This window comes from Mesorhizobium sp. WSM3866 (assembly GCF_002294795.1).
Lineage (GTDB): Bacteria > Pseudomonadota > Alphaproteobacteria > Rhizobiales > Rhizobiaceae > Mesorhizobium.
Genome location: NZ_NSGC01000005.1, coordinates 34,594 through 59,321, shown reverse-complemented (window position 1 = coordinate 59,321; position 24,728 = coordinate 34,594). Strand labels below are relative to the sequence as shown.

The following is a 24,728-nucleotide window of genomic DNA, read 5'->3' as shown; positions in this document are numbered from 1 at the left end:
CGTTATGCGATTTCAATCAAACCTGGGTGGGACTTTAAGCGGCCCGGTTCGCCGGCCGCTTGCCGCCGAAGCGGCGCTTGTTGTTGCCCTTGAAGCGCTTGAAGCCGTCAGGCTTGTGCTCGCCATTCGGCTTGGCGCCCGCAGGACGTTCGCCTTGCGGCTTGGGCGCGAATTGACGCTCGCCACCGGGCTTGCCGCCGAAGCGCTTCTTGCCGTTGTTGCCGCTGCCGGGACGGCGGCCATCACGACGGCCGCCATGGTGCTCGCGGTCATTGGCCGGCTCGAAATGACGCTCGGTCCTTTCCTTCGGATCGCGCTGCGGGTCGGGACTGCCGAGATGATCGGCAATGACCGGAAGCTTCATGCGGATGATGCGCTCGACCTGCCGCAGCTTGCCGTTCTCCGATGGATCGCAAAGCGTGATCGCGATGCCGTCCCTGCCGTTGCGGCCGGTACGGCCGATACGGTGGACATAGCTCTCCGCTTCGTCCGGCAAGTCGAAATTCACGACATGGCTGATGCCTGGGACGTCGATGCCGCGCGCGGCGATATCGGTCGCCACCAAAATACGCACCGAGCCGTCGCGGAAATCGTTGAGCGCCTTCTGACGCGCGTTCTGCGACTTGTTGCCGTGGATCACTGCGGCGTCGAAGCCGTCGCGGGCAAGGTCCTTGGTGACGCGGTCGGCGCCATGCTTGGTGCGCGAGAACACGATGACCGAGCGCATCGCCTCGTCGGCCAGCATCTTGGACAGCACTTGGCGCTTCTGCTTGGTGCGGGCAAGCACCACGCTTTGCACGATCTCGGCCGCCGTCGTGCTCTGCGGGGAGACTTCGATGCGGACGGCGTCCTTCAGCAAGCCCTTGGCGAGTTCCGCGATCTCGTTCGGCATGGTGGCCGAGAACAGCGCGGTCTGGCGGTTCGGCGCGGTCGCCTTGGCGATGCGCTTGACGTCGTTGATGAAGCCCATGTCGAGCATGCGGTCGCCCTCGTCGAGCACCAGCCATTTGGTATCGGCAAGGATGAGGTCGCCTTCCCGCACCAGGTCGGTCAGCCGGCCGGGCGTGGCGATCAGGATATCGACGCCGGGTGCGATCTTCTTCACCTGGCTGTAGCGGGAGACGCCGCCGAGCACGAGCGCGGTCGAGATGTGCGCGCTCTTGGCGAGCAGCTTGATGGTGTCCTCGATCTGTACCGCTAGCTCGCGTGTCGGCGCCAGGATCAGCGCGCGCGCCGTCTTTGGCCGGCGCTTCGTGCCGAGCCCGATGATCTTCGACAGGATCGGCAGCGCGAAAGCCGCCGTCTTGCCCGAACCGGTCTGAGCAATGCCGAATATGTCGCGGCCTTCGAGCTGCGGCGGGATCGCCTGCACCTGGATCGGCTTCGGATCCGTGAAGCCCGCGGCATTGGCGGCCTTGAGCAGCGCGCCGGTGATTCCAAGGGTAGCGAAACCGTTCTGGTCCGCCTGATTTTCATTGGTCAAAATAGTCTTCTTTCACGCGGCCCTGTGGCCGCAAACATCATGGCGGCAGGGCGCCACCTGCCGTCGAAAAATTGTCAGGAAACGACAAGGCGGCGGACGGGGAGCGTCCGCGCGGCTGCGCTGTCGTGCCCGCAGGCGTCATGCCCCGGGGCTCTTTCGCCAGCTTGCCGATCGACGGGAGGGCCCACCGGAAAGAGGGAAAACAGACGCAACCAGTCTCAATTAGTGGAGAAAGCCGAAGTTCGGCCCAAGCGCCTATGCGACCGCATATGGCCGAGTCCGCCGCAAAATGCAAGGGTGGATGTTGCAGCGCAACAAAACGCCGATCGAAAAGCGACGCTTGCGCTGCGCTGCCCTCACGATTACCACAAACCACCTTTCTATTGTGGGGGCAGCGATGAAGGACGTGCTGAAGGAACTCGAGCGCCGCCGCGAGATCGCCCGGATGGGCGGCGGCAAGCAACGGATCGAGGCCCAGCACAAGAAGGGCAAGCTCACCGCCCGCGAGCGCATCGACGTCTTCCTCGACGAGGGTTCGTTCGAGGAGTTCGACATGTATGTCGAGCACCGCTCAACCGACTTCGGCATGGAGAAAACCAAGATCGCGGGCGACGGCGTCGTCACAGGCTGGGGCACCGTCAACGGCCGTCCAGTCTACCTTTTTGCCAAGGATTTCACCGTCTTCGGCGGCTCGCTGTCTGAGGCGCATGCCGAGAAGGTGGTCAAGGTGCAGGAGATGGCGCTGCGCAATCGCGCGCCGATCATCGGCCTCTACGACGCGGGCGGCGCACGCATCCAGGAAGGCGTGGCCGCGCTCGGCGGCTATGCCGAGATTTTTCAGCGCAACGTGCTCGCCTCCGGTGTCATCCCGCAGATTTCGCTGATTATGGGCCCGTGCGCCGGCGGCGATGTCTATTCGCCGGCCATGACCGACTTCATCTTCATGGTGCGCGACACCTCCTACATGTTCGTCACCGGGCCGGACGTGGTGAAGACGGTGACCAATGAGACGGTGACGGCCGAAAGCCTCGGCGGCGCCACGGTACACACGACCCGATCCTCCATCGCCGACGGCGCCTATGACAACGATGTCGAGGCGCTGCTGCAGATGCGCCGGCTGGTTGACCTGTTGCCGGCGTCCAATACCGCAGAGATTCCCGAGATCGAATGCTACCAGTCGGTGACGGACCATGACATGTCGCTCGACCGGCTGATTCCCGACAACGCCAACAAGCCCTACGACATCAAGGAACTGATCCTGAAGGTTGCCGACGAAGGCGACTTCTTCGAGATCCAGGCGAGCTTCGCCAGGAACATTGTCACCGGCTTCGGCCGTGTGGAGGGGCGAACCGTCGGCTTCGTCGCCAACCAGCCGATGGTTCTGGCCGGCGTGCTCGACTCCGACGCCAGCCGCAAGGCGGCGCGCTTCGTGCGCTTCTGCGACTGCTTCTCGATCCCGATCGTTACCTTGGTCGACGTTCCAGGCTTTCTGCCAGGCACCGCGCAGGAATATGGCGGGCTGATCAAGCATGGCGCAAAACTGCTGTTCGCCTATGCCGAAGCCACCGTGCCGAAGATCACCGTGATCACCCGTAAGGCCTATGGCGGCGCCTATGACGTGATGGCGTCGAAGCACCTGCGCGGCGACATGAACTATGCCTGGCCGACGGCGCAGATCGCGGTGATGGGCGCAAGGGGCGCGGTCGAGATCATCTACCGCAAGGACATCGGCAACGCGGAGAAGATCGCCGCCCACACCAAAGCATACGAGGATCGGTTCCTGTCGCCCTTCGTAGCAGCCGAACGCGGCTATATCGACGAGGTGATCATGCCGCATTCGACGCGCCGCCGGATCGCGCGGGCGCTGCGCATGCTGCGCAACAAGGATATGCAGAACCCCTGGAAGAAGCACGACAACATTCCGCTGTGAGGCGGTGGTGTCGCGACTGGTCCTTGTAGCTGGCAAGCATTTCGGCAGGTTCGCCGTTATTCTCGTTGCTTAGCCCCTCTCCTTCCGCTTGGCCTCGCGACCGGGAGTCGCCGACCATCTCAATCGGTGGAACCTCGAAAGCCGGCCGGCGGCTGGAACTCTGGCTTACGCAATCCGTCGTCGGAGATTGACAACTGGCCACCTCTAATCACATTGAAATCACATCAATGTGATTACGGTGCTGAATGCTAATAACCCTTGCAACAAAGGGCGTCGTTCCGTGCAAAGGTTACGGCGGGATAGAACGTCAGGTCGACTGGCTGGCCACTGAACTGGTCAGGCAGGGCCACCATGTCGTCCTCGTGGCGGGCCCTGGATCGTCACATCCACTGTGCGAAGTCCGGCATGCTGTGAGCGATGCCGAGTGCCGCGCGGCGATCCCCAAGGACACCCAAATCGTCCACCTTCATGCGTGGAAGGTCGAGGTTGACTTCCCGACCCTCAACACCGAGCGGGGCCATTTACCGGATTATCCGCGGCCGCAACCGAACTGGAGCTTCATCAGCGCACGGCACGCCCAGCTGCACGGCCGCAAGACCTTCGTCTACAACGGCTTTCCGGTGGATGACTATCGGCTGGCCGAATCGAAGAGCGATCGCCTCCTCTTCATGGCGGCCATCGCACGCGCCGGAAAGGGCTTGAACCGGGCAGTCGAGCTCGCCAGGAAATTCGACTTTCCCCTCGACATCGCCGGCGGCTCGCGGTGGAAATTGCTCGGCCGAAGTCGGACCCGCCGCGAGGGGGTCTTTTTCAAGAGTCTTTCCCGCCGCTATCGCTTCAACGGCGTCGTCGACGGCGACGACAAGCTGCGCCTGCTGGGCGCATCGAAGGCCTTCCTCAATCCGATCGCCTGGGAAGAGCCTTTCGGCAATGCGCCGGTCGAGGCGATGCTGTGCGGCACGCCCGTTTTGACCACAGCGCGCGGCGCCCTGCCGGAGACGGTGGACACGGATACGGGCCGATTCTTCGAGAGCGACGAGGAGTTCGCCGAAGGTCTTGCCGAGGTCGCAGACCTGTGCATGCGCAAATGCCGTGAATCTGCCGCCGACAGATTTCCGATCGCGAAAACCGCGAAGGCCTACCTGGAACTCTATGCCCGCATCCTTGATGGCGAAGCGCTTCCGTGACAAGGAACCGGCAGCTCGCCGTTCGCGGCGACTGCGTCGGATCGAAAAGGTATCGCGCGTTGCGCCCCATTCTCGTGTTCTGCTTGCCGGCAATCGGCGACTTCATCCGCTGCCATTCGGCAATTCAAATCATAGCAGCGACGTTTCCCGGACAGCCGATGGACGTCATCACCTCGCCGCTCGCCGCGCCCCTGGCGCGCTTGATGCCGCATGTCCGGAAGGCCTGGACCGTTGAAAGGCATTGGAACCCCGGTCTCAAGGAGCGGGCGCGGCTGGCGCGCGAACTCCGCCAGGAGAATTATCAGGCAGCCTATCTGCTCACCAGCAGCACCAAGGCGGCCCTGGTGCCGTGGCTGGCGGGCATTCCCGAGCGCATTGGATATCCGCGCGAGCTCCAGTTCGGCATCGTCAACCGGCTGCCGGCGGGATGGCTGAAAACCTTCGTGGCCTTCGGCCCGCGTAAGACAAGGCTCGTCGAACAGGTCTGTGCGATCGCGCTCCTCGGCAAGCAGCCCGCCGAGGAAAAACAGCTGCCGGCCCCGCGGCTGGCGATTTCGTCCGAAGACGTTGCCAAGTGGCGCCGGCGCAACGGCATCGATCCGGCAAGGCCGGTGCTTTCCCTCTATACTTCCGATTTCGAGAACATGCGCTCCTGGCCGCCCGAGCGCTTCGTCTCGGTCGCGCGAAAGCATATGGAACGGGGCTGGTCCGTCTGGCTTGTCGGCGGTCCGCGCGAACGCCAGGCTGCCGCCCAGATTCGCGCCTTGTTGCCTGAGGCGATCGACTTCACCTCGACGCCCGACATTGCGGAGGCCATGCACCAGATCGCGGCCTCCACCGTCTTTCTCGGTGTCGATGGCGGTGTGTCCCATGCAGCCGGCGCCTTGGGCATTCCAAGCGTGCTCATCTTCGGCTCGAACCGATCCTACGTGCATGGACCCTTGAACGAGCAGGTAACCTTCATCGAGCCTCCGATCTCGATACCGAGCTGGGTCCTGAACACGCGCGGTATCAGTGAGCAGCGTGTGCTCGAAGCGCTGGCGGCAAGCGTCGGAAAATACGCACCCCAACCGGTATGACCGCTTACTCCTCGGTGGCGCCAAAGCCCGCGCTCATGCTCGCGCGGGCGGTGTTCGTCCACGGCGTCGCATGATTGTCGATGCGCATCTGGAACAGGAAATAGGTCGGCGAGCAGAAGCCGATGCCCTTGACCCTGCCAGCACCCGGCGTGTCGGACGGCAGCGACTGGCACATATAATCCTCGCGGCAGAAACGATCGGCCGAGCAGGCCGGACGGTTACCGCGATTAACGGCGCCGCCGAGGCATTGGTCGAAATTGTTGGTCGCCACGCAAATATCGAACTTCTTGCCGCCGACCAAGCCGCAGATTTCGCTCGGCATCGGCTTGCCAGCCTTGAAAGCGGAGAAGGCCAGATCCTTCGCGTCGCAGCCGCGATAGGCGAAGCCGCCTGGCACACCGATCTTGGGCGGCCGGCAGGTATAGGCGGTGCGTGAAATGGCGGGCGCGAACGCCGCGAACTGGCCGGTGACGTTGTAACGGTCGTTGAAGGGCTGCGCGGTGTCGCTGGCAATCGTTCCAGTCAAGCAGGGATGGCCGGAAAAGATGTTCCGGCTCTCCTTCGGCAGCAGGCATTGCGCCAGTTTCGTCCTAACCCCTGTAGCGGTCGCGATCGGTGTGCAGACCGTGCCGGCTCCGCATTGCCAGCTGCTGCCGAAGCGGGCGGCGTCTTCCGGCACCAGGCACGGCATGGTCGTCTCGGCCGGCGTATAGGCGATCTCGCCGGTGTCTTTCCACGCGGCGGGTGGTGCGAAGGACAACGGGCGAAACCCGTTCGCTTCTCTGCCTTCCACAGTCTCCTGCAGCCACGCCTCGCGGCGCGGAATCTCGGCATGGAGATGCGGCGAGATGCCGACTTCGATGCGGTTGAGCGGCGAAGTCGCGCTATCGTCGAGGCCGATGAAATGGATTCCTGCGGTCGAGCCCGCCTGATGGCAGCCATGGCAGGCGCCGTTGTCGAGCCGCTCGATCAGGGCTTCAGCCGTGCGCGCCAATGTCAGTTTCGAATAGTCGACCCCGGCAAGCGCCTCCGGTTCGAACAGTGGCGTGAATGGATGATTGGCCTGCCTGGCCGTCGAGCTTGGCGAGCACCTGCGGATCGTCCACGACCGTGACCGGACGACCGGCAGCATCAGCCGCCCGCACGCCAAGAACAGCGATGGCAGCGACCGCGACAAGGATCGCCAGCCTCATCATCGGGCAGCCATCCCATTCTCGACCAACGCGTGCAGCACAGGCACCATGGCCAAAGGCAAATCCTCGGCGATCAGGCCGGGTCCGAACCGGCTGCCGGCTTCGGCGTGTATCCAGACAGCCGCGCAGGCCGCTTCGAACGCCGGCATGCCTTGTGCCAGGAGCCCGGCGATGATGCCCGCCAGCACGTCGCCCGAACCCGCGGTGGCAAGCCATGGCGCGCCATTGCCGTTGATCGCGGCGCGGCCGTCAGGTGCTGCGATCACCGTGTCGGCGCCTTTGTAGACGATGACGGCGTTGGCTCGCGCCGCCGCCGCGCGGGTCTTGCTGAGTTTGGAAAGAGCCTTGTCGCCCGTGACCTCGGGGAACAGCCTGCCGAACTCGCCTTCATGCGGCGTCATCACCAGCGCCGGGGCGCCGGACTTTCGGGCAGCCTGGAAAAGCGTCTCAGCCACGTCGCGAAACGAGGTGATGCCGTCGGCGTCGAGCACCAGCCCTTCAACGCCGGTCTCCTGCGCGTGCCCGGCGCCGAGCAGCGCCAGGACAAAATCGCGCGCCTTTTCGCCGACGCCAAACCCCGGGCCGAGCACAAAGGACGAGGGGCGGCTGTCGGCAAGGAACGCACCGAGATCGGCAACTGCGTCGACCTTGCGCAGCATGATCGATGTCAGATGAGCGGCATTGACCTGCATGGCGTTCGCCGGCGACAGCACCGTCACCGCCCCTGCCCCGCTTCTTGCGGCTGCGAGCGCCGACAGGCGCGCGGCACCGGTGGCCGCAGGACCGCCCGAAAAGACACTGGCATGACCGCGCTTATATTTATGCGCATCGACGGCCGGAACCGGAAAGACAGGCAGCCAGAGCGCCGGCGCATTCTCGAAACTGCGCGGCGCGACTCGAGCGATGATGTCGTCACCGATGCCGATGTCGGCGAGCACGATCTCGCCGCTCATTTCCCGCCCCGGCAGCAGCAGATGCCCCGGCTTCTTTCGCGCGAACGTCACGGTAACCGCCGCCCGAAATGCGCTGCCGAGGATGGCGCCGCTTTCGCCGGAAACGCCCGAGGGCAGGTCCACGGCGATGACCGGCAAGCCGAGATCCGCAACGACCTGGACGGCCCGGGCGGCATCGCCCGACAGTGCTTTCGAGAGCCCCGCTCCGTACAGCGCGTCGACCACCAGCGATCCCGGTTCGGCCGCGAAGGCAGATAGCGGTCGTGGCTCCAACGGGCAATCGGCTGCAGCCAGCGCGGCATCGCTGCCCGCGCGCGGTTCGCCCGATCTCCACAACGCAACGTCGACACCGCTCTTCCGGAGCAGGCTCGCCACGACATAGCCGTCGCCGCCATTGTTGCCGGGTCCGCAAAGCACGTGCACCCGTGCCGCCGCCGGATAGCGCGCCATGAGCACGGCCGCCACGGCCTCGCCGGCCCGGCGCATCAATCCGCAGCCGTCGAGCGGGCCTTGGGCGATCGCCAGCCGGTCGGCTTCGGCCATTTCGGACGGGGAAAGAAGTTCATTGCGCATGGGATTGCCGATCTCCATGCGATCAAGCATTGTCCGATTTGCGGCTCGAAGCAAACAGCGGCGGGCGTATGCATCCCAGAGCGGTGGGCGCCCGGAGGGGAATCTGCCTGCAAATTGCGCTATCTGCTCAAGTTTTGCGCAGACGGATGGAGGAGCGATGTATAGGCTTTGGGCGTCGATGACGCATCCGATGCAGCGGATGACGCGGATTTGCATTCGGGTGCAGCAAGGCATGGAAATCGCCCGATACCGCCCTCAACCTCTGGTATTTGGCACGCTTCGTGCTTGATGAAGGCGCAAGCGGGGCGCGCAACCCGTCTCTTTGGCAGTGGAGGCCACTTTCTACATGAAAAAGATCGAAGCGATCATCAAGCCATTCAAGCTGGACGAAGTGAAGGAAGCGCTTCAGGAAGCCGGGCTGCAAGGCATCACCGTCACCGAAGCCAAGGGTTTCGGTCGGCAGAAGGGCCATACCGAGCTTTATCGGGGCGCCGAGTATGTCGTCGACTTCCTGCCCAAGGTGAAGATCGAGGTCGTGCTCGGCGACGACGCCGTCGAAGGCGCCATCGAAGCCATACGCAAGGCGGCGCAGACCGGCCGCATCGGCGACGGCAAGATCTTCGTCTCCAACATCGAGGAAGTCGTCCGCATCCGCACCGGCGAGACCGGCATGGACGCGGTCTGACTCCACCCGTCTTCCTGAACCGTCATCATCAAAAAACGTCAGCACACAGGGATACATGACATGACGACAGCCAAAGACATCATGAAGCAGATCAAGGACAACGATGTAAAATTCGTCGACCTGCGCTTCACCGATCCGAGGGGCAAGCTGCAGCATGTGACGATGGACGTCGTCGAGGTCGAGGAAGACATGTTCGCCGACGGCGTCATGTTCGACGGCTCCTCGATCGCGGGCTGGAAGGCGATCAACGAGTCCGACATGGTGCTGATGCCGGACACGGATACGGTCCACATGGATCCGTTCTTCGCCCAGTCGACCATGGTGATCCTGTGCGACATCCTCGATCCGATCTCGGGCGAGGCCTATAATCGCGACCCGCGCGGCACTGCCAAGAAAGCCGAAGCCTACATGAAGTCGGAAGGCATCGGCGACACCATCTATGTCGGCCCGGAAGCTGAGTTCTTCGTGTTCGATGACGTCAAGTACAAGGCCGATCCCTATAACACCGGGTTCCGCCTGGACTCGACCGAGCTGCCGTCCAACGACGACACCGACTATGAGACCGGCAATCTCGGCCATCGGCCGCGCATCAAGGGCGGCTACTTCCCTGTGCCGCCGATCGACTCCTGCCAGGACATGCGTTCCGAGATGCTGACAGTGCTCGCTGAAATGGGCGTGCGCGTCGAAAAGCATCACCACGAGGTCGCGGCCGCCCAGCACGAACTCGGCATCAAGTTCGACACGCTGGTGCGCAACGCCGACAAGATGCTGATCTATAAGTATGTCGTGCACCAGGTCGCCAATGCCTATGGCAAGACGGCCACTTTCATGCCGAAGCCGGTGTTCGGCGACAACGGCTCGGGCATGCACGTGCACCAGTCGATCTGGAAGGGCGGCAAGCCGACCTTCGCCGGCAACGAATACGCCGGCTTGTCGGAAACCTGCCTCTTCTACATCGGCGGCATCATCAGGCACGCCAAGGCGATCAACGCCTTCACCAACCCGCTCACCAACTCCTATAAGCGTCTGGTGCCGGGTTACGAAGCGCCGGTGCTGCTCGCCTATTCGGCGCGCAACCGTTCGGCCTCCTGCCGCATTCCGTTCGGCTCCTCGCCGAAGTCGAAGCGCGTCGAGGTCCGCTTCCCCGATCCGGGCGCGAACCCCTATCTCGGCTTTGCCGCCATGCTGATGGCGGGTCTCGACGGCATCAAGAACAAGATTCATCCCGGACAGCCAATGGATAAGGATCTCTACGACCTGCCGCCGAAGGAATTGAAGAAGATCCCGACGGTCTGCGGCTCCCTGCGCGAAGCGTTGCAGAACCTCGACAAGGACCGCGGCTTCCTGAAGGCAGGCGGCGTCTTCGACGACGACCAGATCGACTCTTATATCGAGCTCAAGATGGCCGAGGTGATGCGCTTCGAAATGACCCCGCACCCGGTCGAGTACGACATGTACTATTCGGTGTAAGCGACTGCATTCCCGACAGAAAACAACCCCGGCGAAAGCCGGGGTTTTTTCGTGAACAGCTCGCCAGAGGGCGGAAAGGCCGCAGGACGGGCCTCGTCAGAACAGCAGGCCAGCACTGTCGCGAGAGCGCGGATCTCATCGCCGCCAAGCAAGCCAGGCCTAAAAAAAGCCCCGGCATTTTCGCCAGGGCTTTTTTGATGTTCGCTGGCCTGGCGCGGACTGCCGCCCACGCCGTAGAAGCATCACGCGGCAGCCGAGACCTTTGCGTCGGTCGCGACCTCCGAGATCGTCTTCAGGACCTGCGAGGCGATCTGGTAGGGGTCGCCCTGGGAGTTCGGGCGGCGGTCTTCCAGATAGCCCTTGTAGTCGTTCTTGATGAAGGAGTGCGGCACGCGGATCGAGGCGCCGCGGTCGGCAACGCCATAGGAGAACTTGTTCCACGGCGCAGTCTCATGCTTGCCAGTCAGGCGCTTGTCGTTGTCCGGACCATAGACGGCGATGTGATCCATCAGGTTCTTTTCGAACTGGGCCATCAGCGCCTCGAAATAGGCCTTGCCGCCGACTTCGCGCATGTACTTGGTCGAGAAGTTGCAGTGCATGCCCGAGCCGTTCCAGTCGGTATCGCCAAGCGGCTTGCAGTGGAACTCGATGTCGATGCCGTACTTTTCGGTAAGGCGCAGCAGCAGGTAGCGCGCCATCCAGATCTGGTCGGCGGCCTTCTTGGAGCCCTTGCCGAAGATCTGGAACTCCCACTGGCCCTTGGCCACTTCGGCGTTGATGCCTTCATGATTGATGCCGGCTGCGAGACAGAGGTCGAGATGCTCCTCGACGATCTGGCGCGCGACATCGCCGACATTCTTGTAGCCGACGCCGGTGTAATAAGGTCCCTGCGGCGCCGGATAGCCGCTCTCGGGGAAGCCGAGCGGGCGGCCATCCTTGTAGAAGAAATATTCCTGCTCAAAGCCGAACCAGGCGTCCTCGTCGTCCAGGATCGTCGCGCGGCTGTTCGATGCATGCGGGGTGACGCCATCGGGCATCATGACTTCGCACATGACGAGAACGCCGTTGGTGCGCGCCGGATCCGGATAGAGCGCAACCGGCTTCAGCACGCAGTCGGAGCTGCGGCCTTCGGCCTGGTTCGTGGAAGAGCCGTCGAAGCCCCACAGTGGCAGCTGCTCGAGCGTCGGGAACTCGGCAAACTCCTTGATCTGGGTCTTGCCGCGCAGATTGGGGGTCGGGGTGTAGCCGTCGAGCCAAATATACTCGAGTTTGTATTTGGTCATTCCAGTGCCTCTCGTTGCTTGGACGCCGGGGCGGCATCAACGCATGGCCGGACCGAGCCGGCCTGCCGTGCGCTAAAATGCAATTCGTATGCCACTCTCCTCGTCCAGGGTGCGGCAAAATGGTCATCGCAAAGCGTTGATTTTGCTGAGCCTGCGCAGCAATGCGCGGCGATCGTTCAGGCGCGCTTTCTGCATAAATATTGTGCAGCGACTGATCTTTTTGTGAGCATATTGCCTAAATGAATCGCAGAACCTATCTTGGGAACAGATTTGAATCGACTTGCTCCTGAAGAGGGTAGGAGGCCGCCAATGGATGTCACCACGTCCCGTCCTTCGGCAAAGATCCTGATGTTCCCGCTTGCAGGCCGGGCGTCTGCCTCAAATTTAGGCGCAAAGGCGAAATTCGCGGCAGAGCTTGCCTCGTTGCGCAATACGCACGCAGATTTCGACGGCTGGTACCATCAGGCGGCAATCGAGGAAGAACACAAGCAGCGCAAGAGCTGACCAAATTCTTTCCAGCTCGAGACGAGAAAAAGCCCGGCGCGATCGCTCGCGCCGGGCTCTTCATTTGCCGAGGATCGGCTACTGCTTGGCGTCCAGATCGGTGCCCAGCGTATCCCTGACGAAGATCATGCCGATGATCAGCGACATCGCGGCGATCACCACTGGGTACCAGAGGCCGTAATAGATGTCGCCCTTGTAGGCGCTGAGTGCGAACACCGTTGCCGGCAGCAGGCCGCCGAACCAGCCATTGCCGATATGGTAAGGCAGCGACATGCCGGTATAGCGGATGCGGGTCGGGAACATCTCGACCAGAATCGCGGCGATCGGCCCGTAGACCATGGTCACGAACACGACTAGGATGAACAGGATGCCGATCGTCACCGGCCAATTCACCGCCTCCGGATCGGCGACCATGGCAAAGGCACCACCGCCCGGGATGTTGTAGACAGTGACCTCGGGGGCGCCGGCCGCTTCCTCCTTGGTCAGCAGCTTGTCGGCCACCGCCTTGTCGGTCGGAACGGTCGTCTTCTCGCCGCCGCGGATCGCCGCCGCATCGAGCTTCAGTTCCGGATTGGCTGCGACGAAGGCGTCGAGCTTCTGGTCCGGCACCTTGGCCGCGGCCCGCTTCAGCGGATAGCCGCCATCCTGCAGTGACATGTTGACGGCCTTTTGGAAGGCGGCCTCCTTGGCCTTGGCCTGATCGCCGGCGGCGACGGCGTCATAGGACTGCACCGTCTCGTTGCCGATCTTGACCGTCGCGGCCGTGCCGGGTGCCGCCGTCGAAACGACGGCGTAAGGCACCGAGTTCTTGGTCAGGAACGAGGTCGCGATATCGCAGGATGTCGTGAACTTCGCCGTGCCGACCGGATTAAACTGGAACCTGCAGTCGCCGGGGGCCGCGGTCACCGTTGCGCGCGTGTTCTGCTGTGCGGTGGCCAGCGCCGGATTGGCGGCCCAGGTCAGCGCCTTGAACAGCGGGAAGGTGCAGACGATTCCCAAAGCAAGGCCGGCCATGATGATCGGCTTGCGGCCGATCTTGTCGGACAGCCAGCCGAACACGACGAAGAAGATCGAGCCGACGGCAAGCGCGATCGCGATCATAACGTTGACCGACCACGCGTCGACCTTCAGCACGTTCTGCAGGAAGAACAGCGCGTAGAACTGGCCGTTGTACCAGATCACGGCCTGGCCTGCGGTGAGGCCGAGCAGCGCCAGAAGCGCGATCTTGGCATTCTTCCACTGGCCGAAGGCTTCTGACAGCGGCGCCTTGGAGCCCTTGCCCTCCTCCTTCATGCGCTGGAAGGTCGGCGACTCCGAAAGCGACAGCCGGATCCAGATCGAAATGGCAAGCAGCAGGAAGGAGACGATGAAGGGAATGCGCCAGCCCCAGGCAGCGTAGGTTTCCTTGCTGAGCGAACCCTGGACGATGAGGATGACGATCAGCGACAGGAATAGGCCGAGCGTTGCCGTCGTCTGGATCCAGGAGGTGTAGAAGCCGCGGCGATCGTCCGGCGCGTGCTCTGCGACATAGGTTGCGGCACCGCCATATTCGCCGCCAAGCGCCAGCCCCTGCAGCATGCGCAGCCCGATCAGTATCACCGGCGCCGCGATGCCCCAGCTGGCATAGCCGGGCAGCAGCCCGACCAGGAAGGTCGACAGGCCCATGATCGTCATGGTGACGAGGAAGGTGTATTTGCGGCCGACGAGGTCGCCGATGCGGCCGAACACAAGCGCGCCGAAGGGACGGACGAGGAAGCCGGCGGCGAAAGCCAGCAGCGCGAAGATGTTGCGCGTCGCCTCGGGGATGGTCGGGCTGAAGAAGGTCGCGCCGATGAAGGCGGCCAGCGAACCGTAAAGATAGAAATCGTACCATTCGAAAACGGTACCGAGCGAGGAGGCGAAGATGACCTTCTTTTCCTCCCGCGTCATGCCGCGGCTTTTTCCGCCGGCGGTCGATGCCATTGCCATTGATATATCCTCCCGTGGATCCCGTCTGTCCTCGATGGCTGCGCGCCACCGTCCGCAATTCCTCCGAACGCGGACTCAAAAAACGCGGCCAACGAAGGAAAAAATGGCAGAAAGCGCCCCGGAAAGGCACCGCGACGATGGGATTATGACTTTGGTATTAGATGCAATGCGAAGCGGCGCTCAGGCTTTGAGCGCCTCAAGCAGGCTGACTGCCGCCATCATGTCGCGCTTGCGGGCGGAGCGGCGCGCGACGGCTTCGGCATCCTGGCCCCAGTGCTCGATCTGCCAGTCTTCGTCGACATGGCCGGCGGCCCAGGCCTCCTCGCCGTCGAGCTCGCCGAAGTCGACGGCAAGCGCCAGCAGCGCTGAGCCGGTCAGCGAGGTCATGACGTGGATCGCGGCCAGACGCAGCGGCTCGGCGCGCTGGGCAAGATGAGCGCCAAGGACGGCGATCGTCTCGCGCGGCTGCTCGACATGGATGACACCTTCGGCGAGGTTGAAGCGCACGCCGAGGTTGCTTCTTGCCCAATCGAGAACCGGATCCCAGAGCCTGTTCTGACGGTCTACCAGCCCCTGCGGGCCATCGGCTCGGTAGCAAAGCAGGTCCGACGAAGCGAAGCGCAGGACATCCTCCAGCACCGCTTGCGGGTCGCTGGCCACACCGTCGAGTGCCGTGTTGGCAAGGCGCATCACCGGCATGGTCACAGGGTCGATGATCTCGCGCTGGGCGGAAAATTCGTCAGCAACCAGCGTCGCGGCTCCTTCAGTCGGCAACACCAGCAGCGCCTTTCCCGGCGTGCGGACCGGCCTGCCGTCCAGATGGACGGCAAAACCGCCTTCGACCGGCACTACCGAAACCGCCTTGTAGAAGCGCTTCGGCAGCGGCGTCTTCATCTGGATCTGGGCGCGGCGCACCGGATCGGGATCTGAAAGCTGCTTTCCCGCTTCGAGGTCGTTGAGGATGTCGCGCATCTCGAACTCCTTACGCTGGGACCTGCTTGCGCGACGGCCGATTGACGATGATCAGCCCGGCCGCGATCAGGCCCAGTGCCAGGAAGATCCTGATCGTCAGCGGCTCGCCCAAAAGCACGGCGCCGCACAGAACACCGAACACCGGCGACAGGAAGGCGAAGCTGGACAGGCCTGCCGCCGGATAGCGCGTGAGCAGCCAGAACCACAAAACATAGGTGAAAGCGACGATATAGAAAGACTGGAACATCAATGCCAGTGTCGGCAATGCAGCGATTTCGCGGATCGGCGGGCCGGCGAACGGCATCACAAGGGCACCGACGACGGCGGCGCCCGCGAGTTGATAGAGCAGAAGCTTCTTGGCGCTGGTTTCGACCAGCTTCGATCGCTTGATGACGATGCTGGTCAACGCCCACAGGATGCCCGAGCCAAGACTGAGCAGATCGCCCGTCAGCGTCGCGTCATTGCCGGCGAAGATGCCGTCTGAGAACACGGCCAGAAGGCCGCAGAAGGCAAGCACGAGGCCCCCAAGCTTGCGCGCGTTGATGCGCTCGCCGAGTAAAAAATGGCCGCCGATCAGGACCCAGAACGGCATGGTGTTGACCAGGAGCGTGTTGCGAGCGACGGTCGTGTATTCCAGCCCGATATAGAGAAACAGGAACTCGACGCCGAAGAGCACGCCGACGACAATACCGGCGCTGAGCGTCCCATCCGCTTCAAACAGCTTGATGCCGCGCAACCGGCACCAGCCGAGAACGCACAGCCCGCCGATGATCGAGCGCGCGATCGATACGAAGACCGGATCGTAGCCGGCATAGGAGACCTTGGCGGCGACGTAGTTCAGGCCCCAGGACAATGTCAGCCCGACCATCATGGCGGCCGCGGTCATGTCGACCGCGTCGCGTCGGCCGAATGTATCGGCAGCACCGCTCAATTGTCGTCCTCCGCGCTCTGCTCATCGAAGCCGAGCAAGTTCCAGCTTTGGCGCATATGCGGCGGCATCGGCGCGGTAACATCGATGACGCCCTGGTCTGGATGCGGGATAACGATGCGGCGCGCGAGAAGATGAAGGCGGTTCTGGATGCCGCCGGGAAACTCCCAATTGGTGTCGGCCTCGAAATATTTGGGATCGCCGATGATCGGGCAGCCGATATGGGCGGCATGGACGCGAAGCTGGTGGGTGCGGCCGGTATAAGGTTCCATTTCCAGCCAGGACAGCGACTGCGCCGCCTGCTCGACCACGCGGTAATAGGAAACGGCATGGTCGGCGCCCTTCTCGCCATGCTTGGCGATGCGCACGCGGTCGCCGTCCGGCGTCGCCTCCTTGACCAGCCAGGTCGAGATCTTGTCCTCGCGCTTCGGCGGCACGCCCTTGACCAAGGCCCAATAGGTTTTCTTCGTCTCGCGCGCCCGGAACGCTTCCGACAGCTTCATCGCGGCAAGGCGGGTGCGGGCAACGACCAGCACGCCGGAAGTGTCGCGGTCGAGGCGATGGACGAGGCGCGGCTTCTCGCCCTTCTGGTTGCGCCAGGCCTCGAGCATGTCGTCGACATTGCGCGTGACGCCGGAGCCGCCCTGCACGGCAAGCCCGGCAGGCTTGTTGAAGACGAAGACCTTCGGGTCCTCGTGCAGCAGCATCTTGGCCAGCACATCGGCATCGCCCTGGTTGCGGATCGAATGGCCGGTGAGCGGGGCGTCGCCCTTCTTGTCGACTTCGAGCGGCGGAATGCGCACGGTCTGCCCGGGCTCGACGCGCGTGTCGGCCTTCACGCGGCCGCCATCAACGCGGACCTGGCCCGAGCGCAAGAGCTTTTGCAGGTGACCGAAGCCGAGGCCCGGATAATGGACCTTGAACCAGCGGTCGAGCCGCATGCCCGCTTCGCCAGCCTCCACCGTGATTTGTTCGACACCTGCCATGGTTACGCTTTTCCGGTTGAAAGCGGCGCCATAGCACTAAGGCAGAGAGGTTGCGAGCCAAAGACCCAACAACGGACAAAGATCGCGCCAAAGAGCGTTGCAGAGCCGCGGGCGCGGACGCCTCAGTTTGCGGCCGCCTTTTTGGCCTTGGACGAGCCGATCATCTTCCAGTTCTTGTAGAACATGGAATTGACGCGCTCGACGCTGACCGAGACGATGGCGAGAAGGTTGGCGATCAGGCCGGGGAATGGCGATGGACGGATGATATCCATGAACACGCAGTAGCGGCGTCCGTCATATTCGTTCACTGAACGGTGCAGCAGCGTGTCGTCGAAAATGTAAAGCGGGTTGTCGTGCCAGTAGTTCCTGGCGCCGTTGCACTCGACGAAAATCTCAGCCTTGACCGGCAACAGGTTGTAGAGGATGCGCAGGCTGAGCCGCAGCGGCCCGAAATGCCAGGAAGTCGATTCCTTGCCTCTGAAGACTGAGACGGCGATGGTCTTGATGTATTTGAAGTCCTTGTTGAATTCCGCGACGTTGTCGATCTTGTGCTTGCCATACCACTGATAGACATACATGCCGCGCCGACCGGTGCCGAAATTGGCGTCGATATCGGCGATGATCTCGTCCTTGCGAGCTTTGAAGACGTCGAGAACCTCGTTGACCTCGCGCTGATAGTCTGCAGGGAACTGCTCCAGCTTCCATACGCCCGGGTTCCGATAGCAAAGCAGGTCGACCAAAAGGTTGAACGGCGACAGCAGCCAGGTGAAGATGCCGTTGCCGAGGAAATAGCCGCGGAACAACGACAGATCCTTGTTTGCATTGCGCATCACGTCGATCAGGCCGCAGACGATCCAGATCGTGGTCAGGATCGGGATAAAATAAAAGCCAAGCGCGAGAAGCGGGACTGCGATAGCAGCCTGACGAAGAGTCTTACGGGTTTGCTTTGTCATAGTCTTTCGCTTGGGAGCGCGATCCTGTTCGCATGAGCCAAATCACGGCGACCCCCGCCAGCCGTGCGCCTTCATAGGATTTTTCATGACGCGGCACAATCTGGAACAGGTTTGCCCGCTCACGATCGCGCCAGCATCTCGACTTTGCTGTCATGCCGACGAAGCTTCGCCGCCAAGGGCCCGCCGAGTCGCGGAAGCGGCTATTCCCGCTCTTTGCGCAGCTTTGCCCAGTATTCCAACCGCTTCTTGACCTCGCGCTCGAAGCCGCGCTCGGGCGGATCGTAGAAAGTGCGGCGGCCCATCTTTTCCGGGAAATAGTCCTGGCCGGAAAAGGCATCCGGCTCGTCGTGGTCGTAGCGGTAGCCGGCGCCGTAATCCTCTTCCTTCATCAGCTTGGTCGGCGCGTTGAGGATGTGCTTGGGCGGCAGCAGCGAGCCGAATTCCTTGGCCGCTTGTGTCGCCGCCTTGAAGGCGGTGTAGACGGCATTCGACTTGGGCGCGGTGGCGAGGTAGACGGTGGCCTCGGCGAAGGCGAGTTCGCCCTCGGGCGAGCCGAGATAATCGTAGGCGTCCTTTGCGGCATTGGCGACGACCAGGGCCTGCGGATCGGCAAGCCCGATATCTTCCACCGCCATGCGCACCAGCCGGCGGCCGAGATAGAGCGGATCCTCACCGGCATCGAACATGCGGGCGAGGTAATACAGCGCAGCGTCCGGATCCGAGCCGCGCACCGATTTATGCAGCGCCGAGATCAGGTTGTAATGGCCGTCCTGGCCCTTGTCGTAGATCGGCGCGCGACGCTGGATGACGCGCTGCAGGCCTTCGGGCCCAAACACCTCGCCCGGCTTGGCGGCGCGCCAGACCTCCTCGGCGAGCGTCAGCGAGGCACGACCGTCGCCATCGCTCATGCGGATCAGCATGGCCCGCGCCTCGTCGTCGAGCGGCAGCGCCCTGCCCTCGGTCGCCTCGGCCCGCTCCAGCAGCTTGGCGATGCTCTCCTCGTCCAGCGAGCGGAAGACGAGCACCCGCGCGCGGGACAGAAGCGCCGCGTTCAGCTCGAAGGATGGGTTCTCCGTCGTGGCGCCGACCAGCACCACCGTGCCGTCTTCCATGACCGGCAAAAAACCATCCTGCTGGGCACGATTGAAGCGATGGATCTCGTCGACGAAGAGCAGCGTCTGGCGGCCATTGGTCCGGCGCAGTTTTGCTGCCTCGAACACTTTCTTCAGGTCGGCGACGCCGGAAAACACCGCCGATATCTGCTCGAAGGCAAGGTGGGTTTCGCCGGCGAGCAACCGCGCCACCGTCGTCTTGCCGGTGCCGGGCGGGCCCCAGAAGATCATCGAGCCGAGCGTGCCGGAATTGATCAGCCGCGTCAGCGCGCCATCCGGGCCGGTCAAGTGCTCCTGGCCGACAACCTCGCCAAGGGTCTTCGGGCGCAACCGGTCAGCCAGCGGGCGGCCGGGCGGCGCCTTCTCCGGTTCATCGACGCTGAACAGATCGGCCATGCACTTTTATTTGGTTGGAACGCGGCCCCTTTTCCAGAGCCTGCTCAGTAACGCAACACCTGGCGCAGTATCTGCCCACCGCGCTCGACGGTAAACCGCCACCACCGGGTGTCCTGCTGCGCAATCTGTGCCAGCGTCGCCGCCTTATCGATGCTCGTGCCGTTCACTTCGCGCACGATGTCGCCCGGTTGGAAGCCGAAATCGGCGGCCGGTGAATCGCGGTTGATGTCGACCACGGTGACCCCCTTCATGTCGGTGCGCAGCCCGAGACGCTGGGCAAGGCGCGGCGAAAGCTCTGCCACCTTGGCCCCAGCGAAGGGGCTGCGGCCATGCAGCGTGACCTCGCTCGGCTTCGCGCCTTCGGGCGCGCGCTCCAGCGCAATCTCAAGCGTTGCCTGCTGGCCCTTGCTCAGCACGGCGAAGGTCGCCTTGGTGCCGATCGACAGCGTCGCCATGCGGTAATCCAGCGCCTCGATGCTTTCGACCGGGGTGTTGTTGAGCGACAGCACGACGTCGCCAGGCTTGAGCCCCGCCTTGCCGGCCGGTCCGGCCCCATCGACCGACGAGACCAGCGCGCCTGTCGGCTTTTCCATGCCAAGCGATTCCGCGATCTGGGGTGTCACGGCTTCAAACTCGGCGCCGATATAGGGCCGCTCGAAGAAATCCAGGCCGGCTTTGGCGGCGTCGGCGAAAGCCCTGACCATGTTCGCCGGAATGGCGAAACCGATACCGATCGAGCCGCCGCTGCGGCTATAGATAGCCGTGTTAATGCCGACCAGCTGGCCGCCCATGTTGATCAGCGCGCCGCCGGAATTGCCGGGATTGATGGCGGCATCGGTCTGGATGAAATAGCCGGAGTCGGAAACGCCGATATGGCTGCGGGCAAGCGCCGAAACGATCCCGCTGGTGGTCGTCTGGCCGACGCCGAAGGGATTGCCGATGGCGAGCACCAGGTCGCCGACCTCGAGCGCGTCGGAATCGCCGATGGCGATCACCGGGAACGGCTTGTCGGCGGAGATTTTGAGCACGGCAAGATCCAGTGTCTCGTCCTTCAGCATCACCTTGGATGTGAACTCGCGCCCGTCGGCCGTCGCGACCTTCACCTCGTCGGCATCCTTGATGACATGGTAGTTGGTGACGATCACGCCGCTCGGATCGACCAGCACGCCGGAACCGAGCGAAGACTGCGCGCGCGGCTGCGCGCGGCCGAAGAACTCCTCGAAGAAGGGATCGCCCTCGAATGGCGAGGTCACCTTTGCGGTCTGCGAGGCGTAGACGTTGACCACGGCCGGCGCCGTCTGCTTGACCAGCGGCGCAAACGAAAGCTGCACCTCCTCGCGGCCGAACGGCACGCGCTTGTCGGGCCCGGAAGTGGAGTTCTCGCCCTCGACGCCATGCAAGAGATCGGTCAGCACGTCGGAAAGGCCAGGGTCGGCCGGCTTGGCGGCATCTTCTGCGAATGCCTGTCTGACGCTAGGAGCCGCGGCGAAAGCGGCAAGCGTGCACACCGCAATAAGAAACAGCCGTTTGAGGTGCATTCCGAATCCTCCAGATCAGGCGCCATTGTCCCGACGATTGTGCAGAATGAAAGGCTAAGGCGATGATATCGAATTATTTTCAGCCAGTAGCCGGCTATAGCTACAGGCGCAATCGGGTACCGCGGTAGGTCGCTTCCTTCTGCGATTTCTTGGCAACCGGAACCTTGGGGCCGCTTTCCCCTGAGATGAAGCTGATCGATGTCGCGAAGGTGCTTGGCACGCCCGACGACTGGGACGTCGATGATGATGGTGACGTTCCGCTCTATTGGTGTTTCGGCAAGGTGGAGATTTCGTTCGACATTGCCGCTCCCTACCGGATGAACTGGTTTCAGGTCGAAGGCGCGGCCCAACTCAAGGGCAAATTCGAGCCTGTGACGGAACGGCTAAAGCTGTCCTTGGACAGATTCAGTGGAAAGACAAAACCCTCGGAGTTTCTTTCCGCCGGGCTCTGGGACCTTCAACGCACAAAGGTCCACTACGCCGCACTGAGCGATAGTGTCCTGCTAAACATTTGCGCCGGCTGCATCAAGGTGCACTTTCAAGTCGATACATCATTCATAGGTGATGGCGACCCGGTCAGGCATCTGGAAGAAGCAAAGCTAGGTCGGCTTTTGCGGGATATCGATCCCCGAACCAAGGTCGACAGCATCTATTCATATCCGCAACCTGCCGCCGAGGAGGTGCCTGGGGTGCTCAATTGGCGCGCGTTGTCCGGCCGTGACTATTTGGATATTCTCGGATAGCGCCAGACACAAGAACGCAAAAAGGGGCCCGAGGGCCCCTTGAATTCATTCGCTGAAAACCTGGCCTTATGCGGCCGCGGCTTCCTCGTCGCCGCCTTCGGCTTCGAGACGCGCGCGGTCGGCGGCGCCCTTGGCCGAGGTGTCGCGGTCGACGAACTCGATGACCGCCATGGCGGCATTGTCGCCGTGGCGGAAGCCCGCCTTCATGATGCGCAGGTAGCCGCCGTTGCGGCTGGCGTAGCGCGGTGCGATGGTTTCGAACAGGCGCTTGACGACGCCTTCATTGCCGATCTGCGCGATCACTTGGCGGCGGGCGTGCAGGTCGCCGCGCTTGCCGAGCGTCACCAGCTTCTCGACGATCGGACGCAGGTCCTTCGCCTTCGGCAGGGTGGTGACGATCTGCTCGTGCTCGATCAGAGACACGGCGAGGTTGGCGAACATCGACTTGCGGTGGCTTACGCTGCGGGCGAAGCGACGGCCTTTGAAACCGTGGCGCATGGCTCTTTTCCTTCTTTAGTTGTTCAAGAGGCCACGGCCTCTGATGGTTTTCCGCATGACCGTCGGATCGAGCGGCTCGCGCCGCCGATCCTTGGAATTCATGCTCAATACTGATCCTCGTAACGCTTGGCGAGGTCTTCAATGTTTTCCGGTGGCCAGTCCGGCACTTCCATGCCGAGGTGCAGACCCATCGCCGCCAGCACTTCCTTGATCTCGTTCAGCGACTTGCGGCCGAAATTCGGAGTGCGCAGCATCTCGGCTTCGGTCTTCTGGATCAGGTCGCCGATATAGACGATGTTGTCGTTCTTCAGGCAGTTGGCCGAACGCACCGAAAGCTCGAGTTCGTCGACCTTCTTGAGCAGCGCCGGGTTGAAGGCCAGCTCGGTGACGGCCTCGGTGGCGACTTCCTTCTGCGGCTCGTCGAAGTTGACGAACAGGCTGAGCTGGTCCTGCAGGATGCGGGCCGCGAAAGCCACGGCGTCCTCGCCCGAGATCGAACCGTCGGTCTCGATGGTCATGGTCAGCTTGTCATAGTCGAGAACCTGGCCCTCGCGGGTGTTCTCGACCTTGTAGGAGACCTTCTTGACCGGCGAGTAGAGGCTGTCGACCGGGATCAAGCCGATCGGCGCGTCCTCGGCGCGGTTGCGCTCAGCCGGCACATAACCCTTGCCGGTGTCGACGGTGAATTCCATGCGGATCTCCGCGCCCTCGTCCAGCGTGCAGATCACGTGGTCGGGGTTGAGGATCTCGACGTCGCCGACGGTCTGGATGTCACCGGCAAGCACGGCGCCCGGGCCCTGCTTGCGCACGACCATGCGCTTGGGACCATCGCCTTCCATGCGGATGGCGATTTCCTTGATGTTGAGCACGATGTCGGTCACGTCCTCGCGCACGCCGGCGATGGACGAGAACTCATGCAGCACGCCGTCGATCTGCACGGCGGTGACGGCCGCGCCGCGCAGCGAAGACAGAAGCACGCGCCGCAACGCGTTGCCGAGCGTGAGGCCGAAGCCGCGCTCGAGCGGCTCGGCCACGAGCGTGGTCAGCGTCTTCTTCTTCGACGAGAACTCGATCTTGTTCGGCTTGATCAGTTCCTGCCAGTTTTTCTGGATCATGGTGTCTTCCTTCCTTTGACCCGCCACCATCCAATCGTGGCGGGCAGCCTGGAATTGCCGCGGAGGAGCGCCCTGGCGCTCACGCGGCGTTCAAAAATATTAGACGCGGCGCTTCTTGCGCGGGCGGCAGCCATTGTGCGGGATCGGCGTCACATCGCGGATCGAGGTGATGGTGAAGCCGGCCGCCTGCAGGGCGCGCAGCGCCGATTCACGGCCGGAGCCGGGTCCGCAGACCTCGACCTCGAGCATGCGCATGCCGTGTTCCTGTGCCTTCTTGGCGACGTCCTCGGCGGCCATCTGGGCGGCGAACGGGGTCGACTTGCGCGAACCCTTGAAGCCCTGGGCGCCGGCGGAGGACCAGGCGATCGAATTGCCCTGCGCGTCGGTGATGGTGATCATCGTGTTGTTGAAGGTCGAATTGACGTGGGCAACGCCCGACGAGATGTTCTTGCGTTCGCGACGGCGAACACGAGCGGCTTCCTTGGCCATGGTAGTCCTTTCAGTTGATCTCTACACCGCCGTAGCGCCAGCGGCTCCACCTTCGTAAGGGAGTAGGGGAATAGGGCAGTAAGGGAGTAGGGAAATGAACGATCCGATTTCGGACTATTCCCTACTGCCTTATTCCCCTACTCCCTTATTCCCCTAATTACTTCTTCTTGCCGGCGATCGCCTTGGCCGGGCCCTTGCGGGTGCGCGCATTGGTATGCGTGCGCTGGCCGCGGACCGGCAGCGAGCGGCGGTGACGCAGGCCGCGGTAGCAGCCGAGGTCCATCAACCGCTTGATGTTCATCGAGACCTCGCGGCGCAGGTCGCCTTCGACCTGGTAGTCGCGGTCGATCGTCTCGCGGATCTGCAGCACTTCCGCGTCGGTCAACTGGTTGACGCGGCGGTCTGCCGGGATGCCGACCTTGTCGACGATCTCCTGGGCAAACTTCTTGCCGATGCCGTGAATGTACTGAAGCGCAATGACGACGCGCTTGTTGGTCGGAATGTTGACGCCGGCTATACGAGCCATGTTCTTTCATCTCCATTTGGGCCGGCCATCCTTCAAAAAGGCAGGCCTGGCGCTATCTAAGTTGCCCCGCGTCCGGTGGAGGCCGGCCCTTGCGGGAGTTTCCTGGTTCAAAACAGATGCCCTGCCCTTGCGGGCAAGCAAAGTCCATGCCTGATAGGAAGACG

At 62.9% G+C, this 24,728-nt stretch carries 22 protein-coding genes; 7 read left to right on the top strand and 15 right to left on the bottom strand.

The window, feature by feature from the left end; all coding sequences use genetic code 11:
* Positions 1 to 34 precede the first annotated feature (34 nt).
* The gene (locus CK222_RS13350) at positions 35 to 1,483 is read right to left on the bottom strand and encodes a DEAD/DEAH box helicase (RefSeq protein ID WP_095800680.1); all 1,449 of its coding nucleotides are present in this window, start codon (positions 1,481 to 1,483) and stop codon (positions 35 to 37) included.
* Positions 1,484 to 1,880: 397 nt separating this feature from the next.
* Between CK222_RS13350 and CK222_RS13345 the strand changes: the two genes are divergently transcribed.
* From CK222_RS13345 to waaF, 3 genes are all read left to right on the top strand, one after another.
* Positions 1,881 to 3,413 carry an acyl-CoA carboxylase subunit beta gene (locus CK222_RS13345; RefSeq protein ID WP_095800679.1) on the top strand — a complete coding sequence of 511 codons (1,533 nt, stop codon included), beginning with the start codon at positions 1,881 to 1,883 and terminating at the stop codon, positions 3,411 to 3,413.
* 410 nt (positions 3,414 to 3,823) lie between these two features.
* The gene (locus CK222_RS13340) at positions 3,824 to 4,600 is read left to right on the top strand and encodes a glycosyltransferase (protein ID WP_245322435.1); all 777 of its coding nucleotides are present in this window, start codon (positions 3,824 to 3,826) and stop codon (positions 4,598 to 4,600) included.
* A 74-nt stretch (positions 4,601 to 4,674) separates the two neighbouring features.
* Positions 4,675 to 5,679: a lipopolysaccharide heptosyltransferase II gene (waaF, locus tag CK222_RS13335; RefSeq protein WP_245433042.1), complete on the top strand. Its 1,005-nt coding sequence runs from the start codon at positions 4,675 to 4,677 to the stop codon at positions 5,677 to 5,679.
* 4 nt (positions 5,680 to 5,683) lie between these two features.
* Here waaF and CK222_RS13330 read toward each other — a convergent pair whose 3' ends face one another.
* Both CK222_RS13330 and CK222_RS13325 read right to left on the bottom strand, forming a co-directional pair.
* Positions 5,684 to 6,811 (bottom strand): hypothetical protein, encoded by a 1,128-nt coding sequence (locus tag CK222_RS13330; protein ID WP_245433026.1) that lies wholly within the window; start codon positions 6,809 to 6,811, stop codon positions 5,684 to 5,686.
* 60 nt (positions 6,812 to 6,871) lie between these two features.
* Entirely contained in the window at positions 6,872 to 8,398 is a 1,527-nt protein-coding gene (locus CK222_RS13325; protein WP_095800864.1) for an NAD(P)H-hydrate dehydratase, read from the bottom strand.
* Positions 8,399 to 8,744: 346 nt separating this feature from the next.
* On the opposite strand from CK222_RS13325, the gene CK222_RS13320 reads away from it, so the two are divergent.
* Both CK222_RS13320 and glnA read left to right on the top strand, forming a co-directional pair.
* A complete protein-coding gene (locus tag CK222_RS13320; RefSeq protein ID WP_006205430.1) occupies positions 8,745 to 9,083 on the top strand; it encodes a P-II family nitrogen regulator in 339 nt (112 codons plus the stop codon).
* Between the two features lie 60 nt (positions 9,084 to 9,143).
* A complete protein-coding gene (gene glnA, locus CK222_RS13315; protein WP_066989632.1) occupies positions 9,144 to 10,553 on the top strand; it encodes a type I glutamate--ammonia ligase in 1,410 nt (469 codons plus the stop codon).
* A gap of 242 nt (positions 10,554 to 10,795) precedes the next feature.
* Here the strand turns inward: glnA and CK222_RS13310 are convergent, their stop codons facing one another.
* Entirely contained in the window at positions 10,796 to 11,836 is a 1,041-nt protein-coding gene (locus tag CK222_RS13310) for a glutamine synthetase beta-grasp domain-containing protein (RefSeq protein ID WP_066989630.1), read from the bottom strand.
* Between the two features lie 309 nt (positions 11,837 to 12,145).
* Here CK222_RS13310 and CK222_RS13305 point away from each other — a divergent pair, with 309 nt between their 5' ends.
* Complete coding sequence (locus tag CK222_RS13305) at positions 12,146 to 12,340, top strand: DUF2735 domain-containing protein (RefSeq protein ID WP_067321438.1); 195 nt, start codon at positions 12,146 to 12,148, stop codon at positions 12,338 to 12,340.
* Between the two features lie 78 nt (positions 12,341 to 12,418).
* Here CK222_RS13305 and CK222_RS13300 read toward each other — a convergent pair whose 3' ends face one another.
* The 7 genes from CK222_RS13300 to CK222_RS13270 all read right to left on the bottom strand — a co-directional run bounded on the left by CK222_RS13300 (position 12,419) and on the right by CK222_RS13270 (position 21,193).
* Positions 12,419 to 14,308, bottom strand: a complete 1,890-nt coding sequence (locus tag CK222_RS13300) for an MFS transporter (RefSeq protein WP_095800677.1) — start codon at positions 14,306 to 14,308, stop codon at positions 12,419 to 12,421.
* A gap of 180 nt (positions 14,309 to 14,488) precedes the next feature.
* Complete coding sequence (locus tag CK222_RS13295) at positions 14,489 to 15,280, bottom strand: ATP12 family chaperone protein (RefSeq protein ID WP_095780451.1); 792 nt, start codon at positions 15,278 to 15,280, stop codon at positions 14,489 to 14,491.
* 10 nt (positions 15,281 to 15,290) lie between these two features.
* Positions 15,291 to 16,166: a DMT family transporter gene (locus CK222_RS13290; protein ID WP_176477645.1), complete on the bottom strand. Its 876-nt coding sequence runs from the start codon at positions 16,164 to 16,166 to the stop codon at positions 15,291 to 15,293.
* A 41-nt stretch (positions 16,167 to 16,207) separates the two neighbouring features.
* On the bottom strand, positions 16,208 to 17,194 hold the full coding sequence (locus tag CK222_RS13285; protein WP_095800675.1) for an RluA family pseudouridine synthase: 987 nt from the start codon (positions 17,192 to 17,194) through the stop codon (positions 16,208 to 16,210).
* A 122-nt stretch (positions 17,195 to 17,316) separates the two neighbouring features.
* Positions 17,317 to 18,147, bottom strand: a complete 831-nt coding sequence (locus tag CK222_RS13280) for an aspartyl/asparaginyl beta-hydroxylase domain-containing protein (protein WP_067321452.1) — start codon at positions 18,145 to 18,147, stop codon at positions 17,317 to 17,319.
* 200 nt (positions 18,148 to 18,347) lie between these two features.
* Entirely contained in the window at positions 18,348 to 19,655 is a 1,308-nt protein-coding gene (locus tag CK222_RS13275) for a replication-associated recombination protein A (protein WP_066989617.1), read from the bottom strand.
* 44 nt (positions 19,656 to 19,699) lie between these two features.
* Positions 19,700 to 21,193 (bottom strand): DegQ family serine endoprotease, encoded by a 1,494-nt coding sequence (locus tag CK222_RS13270; RefSeq protein WP_095800674.1) that lies wholly within the window; start codon positions 21,191 to 21,193, stop codon positions 19,700 to 19,702.
* Positions 21,194 to 21,342: 149 nt separating this feature from the next.
* Here CK222_RS13270 and CK222_RS13265 point away from each other — a divergent pair, with 149 nt between their 5' ends.
* Positions 21,343 to 21,936, top strand: coding sequence for a hypothetical protein (locus tag CK222_RS13265; RefSeq protein ID WP_141247060.1), 594 nt, complete (start codon positions 21,343 to 21,345; stop codon positions 21,934 to 21,936).
* A gap of 66 nt (positions 21,937 to 22,002) precedes the next feature.
* Here CK222_RS13265 and rplQ read toward each other — a convergent pair whose 3' ends face one another.
* The 4 genes from rplQ to rpsM form a co-directional block, all read right to left on the bottom strand.
* A complete protein-coding gene (gene rplQ / locus CK222_RS13260) occupies positions 22,003 to 22,434 on the bottom strand; it encodes a 50S ribosomal protein L17 (protein WP_095800672.1) in 432 nt (143 codons plus the stop codon).
* A gap of 104 nt (positions 22,435 to 22,538) precedes the next feature.
* Positions 22,539 to 23,549: a DNA-directed RNA polymerase subunit alpha gene (locus tag CK222_RS13255; protein ID WP_059188661.1), complete on the bottom strand. Its 1,011-nt coding sequence runs from the start codon at positions 23,547 to 23,549 to the stop codon at positions 22,539 to 22,541.
* 99 nt (positions 23,550 to 23,648) lie between these two features.
* Positions 23,649 to 24,038, bottom strand: a complete 390-nt coding sequence (gene rpsK, locus CK222_RS13250; RefSeq protein WP_006205444.1) for a 30S ribosomal protein S11 — start codon at positions 24,036 to 24,038, stop codon at positions 23,649 to 23,651.
* Positions 24,039 to 24,195: 157 nt separating this feature from the next.
* The gene (gene rpsM, locus CK222_RS13245; protein WP_027170351.1) at positions 24,196 to 24,564 is read right to left on the bottom strand and encodes a 30S ribosomal protein S13; all 369 of its coding nucleotides are present in this window, start codon (positions 24,562 to 24,564) and stop codon (positions 24,196 to 24,198) included.
* Between the last annotated feature and the right edge of the window lie 164 nt (positions 24,565 to 24,728).